At 56.7% G+C, this 12,258-nt stretch carries 11 protein-coding genes; 7 read left to right on the forward strand and 4 right to left on the reverse strand.

Going from position 1 to position 12,258, the window contains the following annotated elements:
• Positions 1-84: 84 nt before the first annotated feature.
• The 3 genes from umuC to GYB81_RS10465 all read right to left on the reverse strand — a co-directional run bounded on the left by umuC (position 85) and on the right by GYB81_RS10465 (position 2,106).
• Positions 85-1,359, reverse strand: a complete 1,275-nt coding sequence (umuC, locus tag GYB81_RS10455; RefSeq protein ID WP_125836769.1) for a translesion error-prone DNA polymerase V subunit UmuC — start codon at positions 1,357-1,359, stop codon at positions 85-87.
• Positions 1,356-1,793 (reverse strand): LexA family protein, encoded by a 438-nt coding sequence (locus GYB81_RS10460; RefSeq protein WP_161865504.1) that lies wholly within the window; start codon positions 1,791-1,793, stop codon positions 1,356-1,358. Before GYB81_RS10460 ends, umuC begins: the two co-directional genes overlap by 4 nt.
• Before the next feature lie 103 nt (positions 1,794-1,896).
• Entirely contained in the window at positions 1,897-2,106 is a 210-nt protein-coding gene (locus GYB81_RS10465; protein ID WP_125836771.1) for a carbon storage regulator, read from the reverse strand.
• Positions 2,107-2,209: 103 nt separating this feature from the next.
• On the opposite strand from GYB81_RS10465, the gene GYB81_RS24570 reads away from it, so the two are divergent.
• The 3 genes from GYB81_RS24570 (at position 2,210) to GYB81_RS10485 (ending at position 8,269) form a co-directional block, all read left to right on the forward strand.
• Positions 2,210-2,650 (forward strand): hypothetical protein, encoded by a 441-nt coding sequence (locus tag GYB81_RS24570; protein WP_218565894.1) that lies wholly within the window; start codon positions 2,210-2,212, stop codon positions 2,648-2,650.
• 169 nt (positions 2,651-2,819) lie between these two features.
• Positions 2,820-7,691: a DEAD/DEAH box helicase gene (locus GYB81_RS10480; protein ID WP_161865503.1), complete on the forward strand. Its 4,872-nt coding sequence runs from the start codon at positions 2,820-2,822 to the stop codon at positions 7,689-7,691.
• Between the two features lie 2 nt (positions 7,692-7,693).
• Complete coding sequence (locus tag GYB81_RS10485; RefSeq protein ID WP_161865502.1) at positions 7,694-8,269, forward strand: hypothetical protein; 576 nt, start codon at positions 7,694-7,696, stop codon at positions 8,267-8,269.
• 261 nt (positions 8,270-8,530) lie between these two features.
• Here the strand turns inward: GYB81_RS10485 and GYB81_RS24465 are convergent, their stop codons facing one another.
• A complete protein-coding gene (locus GYB81_RS24465; RefSeq protein WP_178101810.1) occupies positions 8,531-8,707 on the reverse strand; it encodes a hypothetical protein in 177 nt (58 codons plus the stop codon).
• Between the two features lie 814 nt (positions 8,708-9,521).
• Here GYB81_RS24465 and GYB81_RS10490 point away from each other — a divergent pair.
• The 4 genes from GYB81_RS10490 to GYB81_RS10505 all read left to right on the forward strand — a co-directional run bounded on the left by GYB81_RS10490 (position 9,522) and on the right by GYB81_RS10505 (position 12,228).
• Positions 9,522-10,055 (forward strand): hypothetical protein, encoded by a 534-nt coding sequence (locus GYB81_RS10490; RefSeq protein WP_161866911.1) that lies wholly within the window; start codon positions 9,522-9,524, stop codon positions 10,053-10,055.
• Between the two features lie 96 nt (positions 10,056-10,151).
• Positions 10,152-10,553: a DUF6957 family protein gene (locus tag GYB81_RS10495; protein ID WP_161866912.1), complete on the forward strand. Its 402-nt coding sequence runs from the start codon at positions 10,152-10,154 to the stop codon at positions 10,551-10,553.
• Between the two features lie 92 nt (positions 10,554-10,645).
• Entirely contained in the window at positions 10,646-10,873 is a 228-nt protein-coding gene (locus GYB81_RS10500) for a hypothetical protein (protein WP_161897817.1), read from the forward strand.
• Between the two features lie 698 nt (positions 10,874-11,571).
• Complete coding sequence (locus tag GYB81_RS10505) at positions 11,572-12,228, forward strand: hypothetical protein (RefSeq protein ID WP_161866914.1); 657 nt, start codon at positions 11,572-11,574, stop codon at positions 12,226-12,228.
• The last annotated feature ends 30 nt before the right edge of the window (positions 12,229-12,258 follow it).

The raw sequence follows: 12,258 nt of genomic DNA on the forward strand, positions 1-12,258 counted from the left end.
GCCACCGCTCCCTGACTAAAACCAAGCTTGCGGGGAACTCTCCGGTGGCCGGTAGCCACGATGGCTAAGTGCAGCGACCACTGCCTACCCACGCACCCCGATCACCTCATCCCAGCGCGTCGTGTATCTCTGGCTCAGCATATCCCGACGCATCGCCCAAGCAGGTTTCGCAGGCACACGGCCAATGCGCAAAGTGCCACGGCCTTCACGCTGATTAATCTGGTCAACAACAGCCATGAGCCGGTCGGCGCCACGCCTTGGTTTAGGCGCAAATAGATCGGGCGTCAGCTCTCCTCGCTGGCTCAGATCCATCAGCAGGATGCTGCATTTTGAGAAGGGATACCCTGGCCGGTAGATTTGACTTAAGCCCCGCTGGGCGAGCGCAAGAATCTCGCGAGTATCATCAGTTGCAGCAGGCAGAGCTAGGGTGATTGCGTTGGCGTAACGCGGCCCATCGGTATCTGCCAATTGAGTCTGGAGACCCACCTGGATTGTGCTGCACAGCGAGCTCTGAGCCCGTAGTTTCTCGGCGGCACGGGTTACGTAGGCGGCCAGGGCCTCGCGAATCGGGGGCAACTCCGTCAAGCGCACACCAAACATTTTGCTGCTGCCAATTGCCTCCTTTGGCGGTGGGCCTCCGTTGAGTCCGATGCAGCTCACACCCCGCAACTCACGCGCCGTGCGCTCCATGGTCACACCGAACGTCTTGCGCAGAGTGCCAATATCGAACTGGGCTAAATCCCATGCCGTGGTGATATTCAGGGCCACCAGCTTGGCCGCCGAGCGATGACCTACACCCCAGACCTCAGACACGGGAGCCAAGCGAAGAAGCTTCTCCTGGCGGACAGGGTCAGTCAGATCGAGCACACCACCAGTGCCTTTCCACTTCTTCGCCGCCCAGTTCGCCAACTTAGCCAGGGTTTTGGTCGTACTGATGCCCACGCCAACCGGCATACCAATCTCACGAGCCAGGCGCTCGCGGATGCTGCGGCCCAACGCCTCGGGATCAGCCACACCGGTCATGTCGCCCCATGCCTCATCAATGGAATACACCTCGATGCCTGGCAGCATGTCGGCCATCACGCGCATCACCCGGTTGCTGATGTCGGCGTACAGCGTGTAGTTGCTGGATAGCGCGACCACACCTTGGCGGCGCATTTCATCGCGCACCTTGAAGTATGCAGCGCCCATGCCGATGCCCAGCGCCTTGGCCTCAGCTGAGCGAGCGATTACGCAGCCATCGTTGTTGGAGAGCACCACCACAGGTCGGCGCTTGAGCTCGGGTTGGCAGATGCGCTCGCAGCTGCAATAAAACGAGTTGCAGTCGATCAGTGCAAATACTTGGCGCGGAATGATCATGACGCCACACAGCTGACCACCCAGGACACCACACCCCAGACCTCGATGATCTCTTCACCATCGAGCTGGACATCGGGAACAGTGGGATCTGCGGCCTTAAGCCAGCGACCTCCGAACAAGTCGCGTTGAACTAGTCGCACCCGGTAGCCCTCTCCACCTAGGTCGACTACCACCAACTTGTCGTCCAGATGGCTTGCTGCTCTGTTCACAATCAGTCGATCACCGGGGAAGATCCCGAAGCCCAGCAGCGTGTCATCAAGTACGCGCACGCCCCAGACATGCGGAGCTCCCAGTCCTGTGAGGCGATCTAGAGAAAGCCCTTCCTCCTTCTCGTCTTCAGCAGGCGACTGGAAGCCGGTGATACGAAGATCAGCCACATCGGCGAGCAGGCGCTCTCGCAGACGTTCGCCCCGGGCAAGGATGGAAAGAGACATCTGAGCACTTCCGCAAAAACTGTATATATGTACAGCATAAAAAAGAAGATGAATCGGTCAACCGAAGACCAAGGCAACTCCGACAAGAGGGCGTGCCCAGCGATCAGGCGTCGATTAGCTCATCCCGGAGGATGAGCACCTGCTTGGGCGCCTCGATGCTGATGCGTACCTGGCTTTGGCCTTGGAAAGCACCGACATGTACGGTAATTCCATCGCGCAGCAACTCTTTGAGTAGCTTTTCGGTATCGACGCCAGGGTCGATGGTCAGGCGGATCATCTCGCCTTCACGGCGAGTCACAGTCAGATATCCCATGGGGCAAGTCCTTTGCTAATGAGGCGATGTGCTTCCTGCTTCGGCAGTCTAGAACAAGGTGACGGATGTCGAATGTGCAACTGCGCAGCGAGAGGAGCCAGGTATGTGCGGAGGTCTAGAGGCCCGTGAGGCCGACAAGGTCTGGAAGATCTACTTCCCGAACCCAAAGGCAGCTATCCCTGTGCTGATTGAGGGCAGCGGCCAGTTGGACTGGATCACTTGGGGTAGACGCAGCGAGCAACCTGGCTACGGCCCACCAGGTGGCTGGGCGAAGCTCAGCACGGTGCAGTCAGGTGGCTGGGATAAGTACCGGCCTCGCCGTGGCTTCGGCATCGTTCAACGCTTCATGGAGAAGGAAGGTCAACCAGGTGAGAAGAATCGGATATCACACTGGTTCGATGTACCGGAAGGCTTCGGACTGGAGTGTCTGGTGATCGGTGAAGGAGAACAGCAGAGAGTCTATGTGGTGACAACGACACCTCCAGCGGAGCATGCATGGATACATGATCGCTGGCCTCTGCTGACAATGCTGAACGGCGAGTGAAGACATCCACCTGGGACGTGGCGAGGTCGCCTATTCTTGAGAATAGAACCCCATATGCTCACACGATCATCCAGGAATTTCTTTTGGCTGCTCACAATGACGCCTGTTGATAAGATGGAAAGATTTAGCGCCTGAGATCTGCGCTAGCTGTAATCAAAAGGAATTCGCAATGTCCGCCCTCTCCGCTCTGCTCGATAACTTTCGTTCCGCCTCAGTTACTGAACGCGAAAAAGGCACTTACTTCGAGGAGCTGATCTGCGCGTACCTGCGCAACGAAGCCACCTACCGTGATCTGTACGACAAGGTGTGGATGTACGCTGACTGGGCCAAGGAGCAGGGCCTCAGCGGTAAGGACGCGGGTATCGACCTGGTAGCACGCACCCAGGGCACCGGCGAATACCATGCCATCCAGTGCAAGCTGTACGCCGAGGACTACAAGCTCCAGAAGAAGGACATCGACAGCTTCTTCACAGCCTCGGGGAAGGCGCCGTTTTCGCACCGCATCATCGTGACCACTACCAACAACTGGAGCGAGCACGCAGAGGACGCTTTGCAGGGCCAGCAGCCTCCGGTCAGCAAGATCGACCTGCAAGCCCTGGAAGACAGCCAAATCGACTGGGCCAAGTACCAGCCCAATCAGGCTGTTGCTTTCAAGGCGCGCAAGCAGCTGCGCGATCACCAGCAGACGGCACTGAACGCCGTAGCTGCTGGCTTGAAGGATGCCGAGCGCGGCAAGCTGATCATGGCTTGCGGTACCGGCAAGACCTTCACCAGCTTGAAGATCGCCGAGCAGCAAGCTGGCAAGGGCAAGCGTGTACTGTTCCTGGTGCCCAGCTTGTCGCTGCTGTCACAGACCCTCACCGAGTGGACGCAGGAAAGCGCCACCCCGCTCCATAGCTTTGCCGTCTGCTCCGACAGCGACGTAGGCAAGAAGCGCAAGGCAGAGGATGACGCGGTTCAGGTGTTCACTCACGAGCTGCGTTATCCGGCCACCACAAAGGCGGATCGCCTCGCGGCGGAAATGCTCAAGCGCCACGATGCCGAGCACATGAGCGTGGTGTTCTCCACCTATCACTCCATCGACGTGATTAGCCGCGCCCAGGCAGATCATGGCCTGCCCGCTTTTGATCTGGTGATCTGCGATGAAGCGCACCGCACTACCGGCGCCACCTTTGGCGACGATGACGAAAGCAACTTCGTGCGCGTTCATGATGGCGACTACATCCGCGCGGCCAAACGCCTGTACATGACCGCTACGCCTCGCATCTACGGTGACAGCGCAAAGATCAAGGCTGAGTCCGGCGAAGTCACCCTGTGCTCGATGGATGATGAGGCGCTGTACGGCAAAGAGCTGTTCGTCATCAACTTTTCCGAGGCCGTTCAGCGTGGCTTGCTCACCGATTACAAGGTGCTGGTACTCACAGTTGAAGAGAGTGTGATTAACCGCCGCCTTCAGGAGCTGCTGAAGGACGAAGACAACCAGCTCAAGGTTGACGACGCCGCGAAGATCGTCGGCTGCTGGAAGGCATTGGCCAAGCAGGGCCTGCATGAGCAGCTAGTAGGTGATGACGAGCCGATGAAACGTGCCGTGGCCTTCTGCCAGGTCATTTCACCCAACTACAAGGGCACCAAGCACAAGGTCAGCTCGATCAACATCGCCAGCATGTTCCAGGCGGTGGTCGAGGCCTATCAGGAGTCCGAAAACATCGACGAAGCCTCGCGCCTGATTTGCGAGGCCGAGCACGTGGATGGAGGCATGAACGCCAGCGCCAAGGAAGCCAAGCTCAATTGGCTGAAGGAGGAACCTCCGGCCAACACCTGTCGCATTCTCAGCAACGTACGCTGCTTGTCTGAAGGCGTGGATGTGCCGGCGCTGGACGCCGTGCTCTTCCTCACCCCACGCAACTCCCAAGTGGACGTGGTGCAATCGGTGGGCCGGGTGATGCGCAACGCACCGGGCAAGAAGCGCGGCTATGTCGTGCTGCCGGTGGTCATCCCAGCCGGCATGGAGCCGCACGAAGCACTCAACGATAACCAGACCTACAAGGTCGTCTGGCAAGTGCTCCAGGCGCTGCGCTCGCACGACGACAGCTTCGACGCCATGGTCAACAAGCTCGATCTGATCGGCTCCGACCCACGCAAGATGGAAGTCATCGCCATCACCGACAAGGCCGAGAAGAAGGCCAAGAAAGCCACCGGCACCAGCAACGGCAAAGCCGGTAAAGGCCAGTACGGGATCGGTAGCAAGAACCATGATGCTCCCGGCCAGATGACTCAGCAGGCCGAGCTGACCTACGAGGTCGGCGAAATCGAGAAGGCCATCTACGCCAAGATCGTCGAGAAGTGCGGCAACCGCCATCATTGGGAAGACTGGGCCAACGACATTGCCAAGATCGCTCGCACCCATATCGACCGTATCCAGGGCATTCTAGAGAACCCGGCTAACACCCAGGAGCGGGCCGCCTTCAACGCTTTCGCCGCCGAACTGCGCGACGATCTCAACGACAGCATCAGCGATGGCGAGATTGTCGAAATGCTCGCCCAGCACCTGGTAACCAAGCCGGTGTTCGATGCGCTGTTCGACGAGTACAGCTTTGCCAGCCACAACCCCATGTCCAAGGCCATGCAAGGCGTGCTGGACGCGCTGCATGAGCACCACTTGGCCAAGGAAGCCGACACCCTGGAGAAGTTCTACACCAGCGTGCGTCAACGCGCTGCTGGCATCAATAACGCTCAAGGCAAGCAGAAGATCATCGTCGAGCTGTACGACAAGTTCTTCCGCAACGCCTTCCCCAAGATGACCGAGCGCTTGGGCATCGTTTACACCCCGGTCGAAGTGGTCGACTTCATCCTCCATAGCGTCAACCACCTACTGCAACAGGAGTTCGGCCAGACCCTGGGCAGCAAGGGCGTCCACATCATCGACCCCTTCACCGGCACAGGCACCTTCATCACCCGCCTGATCCAGTCCGGCCTGATTAAGCCAGAAGAGCTTCCGCACAAGTACAAGCACGAGATCCACGCCAACGAGCTGGTACTGCTGGCCTACTACATCGCTGCCATCAATATCGAAGCTGCCTACCATGGCGAAGTGATCGACGAGTACACCCCGTTCGAAGGAATCTGCCTGACCGATACCTTCCAGATGTATGAGAAGGACGATTTGGTAGACGCTCTGCTGGAAGACAACAGTGCCCGGCGCAAGCGTCAGAAGGAGTTGGATATTCGGGTGATTGTGGGGAATCCGCCGTACTCGGCAGGGCAAGCCAGCGCCAACGACAACAATGCCAATGTGGCCTACCCATCATTGGATGCGCGTATTCGGGATACCTATGCTGCTGGATCAGTAATGACTTCAGTTAGGCAGATCTATGACAGCTACATCCGTGCCATTCGCTGGGCCAGTGATCGCATTGGCGATGCCGGCATTATCGGCTTTGTCACCAATGCGGGGTTTCTTGAAGCCAATCAAGCGGATGGCCTGCGCAAGTGTCTGGCCGATGAGTTCTCCAGCCTCTATGTGTTCCACCTACGCGGCAACCAACGAACCAGTGGCGAAGCATCGCGCAAAGAAGGCGGCAAGATTTTTGGCAGCGGCAGCCGCGCCCCGATTGCCATCTCGCTGTTGGTGAAAAACCCCGACGCTCAGGCGCACGGGAAGATTTATTTCCATGACATTGGCGACTACCTTAGCCGCGAAGAAAAGCTGGAAAAAATCGAACAGTTCGCCAGCGTGGCTGGCATCGAAAACTGGCAAAGCATTACCCCGGATGAACATGGAGATTGGTTAAAACAGCGCGACGACAGCTTCAACCATTTCATCGTCTTGGGCGACAAGAAGGGCGATGCCCCCAAGCTGTTCGACAGCTTCTCACTGGCTATTGTGACCGGGCGCGACTCTTGGGCCTACAACTCCAGCCAGTCCAAGCTGGTGAGCAACATGTCCCGCATGATTGGCTTCTACAACGCCGAAGTAGAGCGTTTCAATGCGGCGCATCCGGGGCTGGATAGCAAGGCACGGCAGACCAAGGTTGATGGTTTTATTGATACCGATCCGTCCCGCATCAGCTGGACGCGCGCACTGAAGCAGGATTTGGGCAAAGATCGCAGTTATGCCTTCGAGGCCGACTGCCTGGTGCCCGGCCTGTATCGCCCATTCACCAAGCAATGGCTGTACTTCAACCGCCGTTTCAACGAAATGGTCTACCAGATACCGAGGATATTTCCGTATGCAGAAGTGGAAAACTTGGTAATAAATACAACATCAGTAAACGGTCTATTCTCTGTGCTCATTGCCGATATGCTGCCAAGCAAGTTTGTTGGCGAAGATGTTGTGCAATGGTTCCCCCTCTACCTCTACGACGAAGTCGCTCAAGCCTCAGATAACGACCTCTTTGCTGGGCCCGCTGAAGGTGGTCTGCGACGACGCGACGCTATCACCGACGCTGGCCTGGCCCACTTCCAGAGCGCTTACCCTGGCGAGCAAATCAGCAAGGAAGATCTGTTCTACTACGTCTACGGCATCCTCCATTCCCCGGATTACCGCGAGCGCTTTGCCGACAACCTCAGCAAGGAACTGCCGCGCATCCCGGCCGTGAAAAAGGCCACCGATTTCTGGGCCTTCAGCAAGGCGGGGCGCGCCCTGGCTGACCTTCACCTGAACTACGAAACCGTCGAGCCCTACCCGCTGACCATCGAGGCCAAGGGCACCCTCACCGATGCTGACTACCGCGTAGAGAAGATGAAGTTCGCCAAGAAGGGCGACAAGAGCACGGTCATCTACAACCACCGCATAACTCTCAAAGGCATCCCTGATGCAGCCTGGGACTATGTGGTCAACGGCAAGGCGGCACTCGATTGGGTCATGGAGCGCCAGGCAGTGCGTACCGACAAAGCCAGCGGCATCGTCAACGACGCCAACGACTGGGCCGTAGAAACCATGGGTAACCCCAAGTACCCGCTGGAGCTGTTCCAGCGCGTGGTCACCGTGAGCCTGGAAACCCAGAAGATCGTCAACAGCCTGCCAGAACTGGATATCTGATCGTGGCAGACCCGAAGCAGGAGGAGCTGTTTTCTCCACTTAGCGACTTACAGGCTGCCCAGTGGTTAATCGGGGAACTGCATGATGACCTGCGGGGACGTGTAGCGCGCTTTCAGCAACTCAATGACCTCTGCGTAAATCTTGGCAGCACAGGCACGATGATCCCTGGCGAGGTCGCCTATTCAGCGTGGATTGAAGCGCGTTCCAGCTTCGTTAACGGGAACTATGTCGCGACTGTGATGCTATGCCAGGGGCTTGCTGAGCAGATGCTTGCGAGCCATCTGACATTGAGTCTGAATGCCCCAGAGCTACCGAAGAAAATAGGCTTCCAGGACACGCTAAGTCGCTGCGTGGAACAGGGCGTGATCGAACCATCGCTGGCTGGGCAGTTAAAGCAGCTTATGGGGTTGCGAAACCCGCTTTCCCACTTTCGGCGCGTCGATGATCCAGAGAGCCTTTCTCGGCGTGCGCTGGATAGCCAAACGCCTGCTCAAGTCACGTTGCTGCGTGATGCTACGTTTGCGATTGGTGTTGCGGTTGACCTTCTTGCCTCAGCCGCATTCAGGCTTGGACGGTAGCGATGACGGGTTATAGCAATGACTCCAAATGAAGTCATTGCATGCCAATTTCTCGGTTATTGACTCCGAACAAAGTCATTAGCCGGGGCTGCCATTGCTTGATACTGCCGCACCTGATGTGAAGGGAACCACCTGTCCGGAGATTCCAACGGTTCTAGAGTCAGGGCAATGATCCCTGCCCTGCCCTGCCCTGCCCTACCCTGCCCTGCACAAAGCTGGAGCTCAATTTCCGATATCCGCATGGCATGAGTGAGCCCGGGGTCAGTCTGCGCGCTGTAGAGCGATCTCTTGAAAATGCCGCTCAATCGCTTCAATCAGGTCATCCAGGGCATCTTGTAGCCTCATGTCTTCGCGCGGATCAGAGCTGTTCGGCTTGAATGTCCGCGCGTGATGCAGGAGTGCTTCTGCATCATTGGTATTGAGATCGAGCTGGATCACGTTCCCCTCCTCGTTCAGCCCTCAACCGAGCCCCTGCACACTAGCCTCACTGGGTGGCTAATGCCCCGCAGAATAGCCGCGCAACCGGCTAGCGCTCAGGCAGGATTGAAGCTGGTAAGGGGTTGTGAGCCACAACCCCTTACCAGCTTCAAGGCAAAAAAAATTCTCGCTCGCGCTGCTTTTGATTTCAAAGCGTAAGCCGCAGCCTGTCGGCTGCGAAGAAGACGAGCTCCCCCCTCACTGCCTTCCGGCAACTCATCTCAGCTATCTGTTTACGATGCTGGTACGGGCATCCTCGCCTGGTAGTACCTGGGCAAAGCTCGCCAAAGGAGGGGGCTGGCAGGGACTCGCTTTTTCTTTGCTCTCAAATATAGAGATCCGTCGTTTAAAAAATTTTTTAACCCCCCCTACCCATAAAAGCCGACGAACGGTAGCTAAAGAAGGACGTAAAAACCCTCGAAAAACACACGAAACCCTTGCAGCACTAAGGCTTCAGCCCTTTCACCCCTCCGACAAAGAAAAACCAAAAAGCGACCGACGGACGGTAAGGTTTTCACCAAAAAACCGGGGCAGTTTCGTCCAACAGCAAGCGCGTTTCTGGCCAATCGGAGTGCAGAAGTCACATGGATCACAGCTAGTATACTTTGTATACTATATTGATTTTTTCTATCGAAACGTCTTTACAGATAGTCTTAGCCTTGCTAGCTTACCTACTACACGCTTGCCCCTAAGAGGGCATGGGGCACTCGGCCCCAGCGACTTCAAGCTCCTTTAAGCCCGATCCACCTTACGAAAAGCCTCAGGAGGAGGTTCCATGGTCGACATCCCAGATAAGTTAATGCCCAACGGAGACCTTCGAGAGCCAATGGCTTTCGCAGCAAAAAACGCAGTCCGCGTGGGTAATTGGGCCAACGGCAGTCTCTGGACAGCGACAATCAAGGCCTACCGTTGCGGTGAGCCATCAAGAATCTTCGAAGACGTTTGCTTTTTCTCGACAGGCTCGCTGGCCGGAATCATCGGAATCGAGTCTAAAAGCGGGTACCCGACTGACCTGCCTCAAGAAGCCGCCATCCGCCAGCAAGAGTTCATTGCATTTCTACGCAAAGAGCGGCAGCGAAAAGTCGACAGCATGGGCCTGATGGCGCGCTGCTTTGAGGGCTGGGAGTACAGCACCGAAGCGGCAGCTACAGCCAGCTTCATGGTGCTGTGCAAGGGCCTGACAGATATCGCGGTTGGCTTCCATGACGATCACGGCGAGTACAAACTTTTTCGCGTGGATGCCGGTGACACGGGCAACGATTGGTTGGATCTCGCTCGCCGGGTCACCCCTTTCGATTCACTTAACTGAGCCCCAGATCCTCACTGTCGAGCATGTCCTGCTCACGTGAGCGGGAACATGCTTGGTCAATTCATAGCCCCTGGAACGTAGTTAGAGGCATTAATCGTGAGCGATCTTCAAGCCATCACCGAACTTCTTCATGGCCCCGGCGAGCTCATGGTTGCGTCAGCGATGACCGACGAGCGGGCCTTAGCCTTCGCGCATGAGCTCCTTTCTTACTCCGGGTTTTGCCTGGTACGTCAGTGGCTGTGGATCGATCTCGATGTTAGTGACGCCCAGCGTGAAGAGCTGAAAAAAACGCAGCGGCTGCCGGTGATGCTGTATGCCCATCATGTGGTGTACGACTCGGCACGCCGTTGGGATATCGGCGATTGCGTGCGTACATCGTTTTTGACGTCTTTTGATCATGGCTTCCTATTCAGGACACTGAATACAACGTACCTGCTACTGGGTGAAGGCCAGCGGAAACGCGCGGCTTTAGAAACCGTTGGCCGCATCCGATTCTGATCCCGGGCCACTCAGCCGGGATGTGCATAACTGCTGCGGTTAGTTGACAGGACACCCCGCCCCCCCCACTCGTCACACCTGGAATGATCGTGATGGATAAGTCGACTCAGACCAATGGCGATATTCATTGCGCGGTATGCGACCGCAATACCCGTGTACCGGGTTATGGCCAGCAGCACGGCACCTTGCAAGCTATTTGGGGATACGGCTCGCAGCATGATGGCGAGCGTTGTATCAACACCTTATTTGATGACGCGCAACTGCCAGACGACAAGGTATTTGGCCGGGTTGCCCACGATGATTATTTCAGTGAGTCGTAAATCACTTTCAACACGATGGACACGACGATGCGCATCCAACCTGCTGTCCGACCTGCACAACGAGTTCATTCAGTCTCTTCAGCCCGCAAGTACTGGATACCCTGCGCTCGCTCCAGAACAACCCTCATGCAGGTCATGTGGACGCGGCCTACGCGAATCGCTGAGCAGACCTTATGAATAATCATATTTTTGGGAGCATGGTCATTCGCACACGGCGGTCGACTATGGCAGCGAGGGCACATGAGTCGTGTGCAATCCGAGGGGCTACCTCGGCGTAAACGCAGGCCTCAATGCCAACATGGTGCTAACGCTATAGTCATGAGGGGAAGTGATCCTGAGCACACACTCTGAGTCTGAAGCAGATCGTCTGGCAGAAGCGCTCAACTACCCATTCGGTGAGCCGGTAACGGCATACCTTTCCGACGCGGTGATTGTTTCCTGCTGTGGTTTCGGCGTCATGCATCGGCATGTCAAAGCCGAGCCATCTGGCCGGTTTCAAGATGGCAACAGGTTGAGAACGTCAGACATTCTTAAAGCGGAGCAGCACGGGCCGCACTGGGTTCTGCGAACGCTCAGCGGGAGTTTTTATGTGATTGTCAGCTTTCACCCGCACGGTGGTCGGCAGTCACTTGAGGCGTTTCTCAAGCTTCGTAGCCAGGGCGTTCACTTGACGCCTCAACTTCTACAGTGAGGATCTGATGTTGATTCAGCCCATTCGCGATGAAGTCATGCGTCGCGCTCAGCGTTTGGGAGAAAAATGCCATCCTGTGGTGGCAGAAAGGCACGCTCATGAGTTGGCTCGCTATGCACGAGTAACATCTGCGTGCGATGCCCTAGAGTCGTTCACCGGCCTTCGCCCTCCAGAGGATGAAGACGTCTTCAACCTACTCGCCCAGCGGCGTGGTCAGATTGCCGATGTGCTCGCTCATGCCTCTCTTGAGGCTTATGAGCAAGAGGCCGCCCCTGGGATCTATCTGGCTATCCCGTACTTCGTCCGGTGTTCTGACAAGCAACCTGTTTGGCTAGTGAATCGAACTGATCAGCAACTCACTTACATCCGGCGATCCCTGTACGCATATGCGAGCACGGATGATGGCGTTGATGAGTACCGAGCAGCAGGGAGTGCGTTTGTCGATGGTGTTGCTGCTGACGCAGTGATCGATCCTGGTCAAAAGCTTCAGATCGACACGTACTCAATGAGCTGGGACGGGGACTTTGTCAGCAATAGGCGGGTTGTGTTGCTAATTGAGGGCCAGCGCGGAGAGTGGTTGGCTAGCATCTCAAAGCTAGCAGGCTATTTGTGGGATGAGCACTTGCATGGGCTGCATCCGTTAAAGGTGGTGAAGAACCTTTAGTTCTGCGGAACCACCACTCTTCAGGGACTG

The organism is Pseudomonas yangonensis (assembly GCF_009932725.1).
GTDB lineage: Bacteria > Pseudomonadota > Gammaproteobacteria > Pseudomonadales > Pseudomonadaceae > Aquipseudomonas > Aquipseudomonas yangonensis.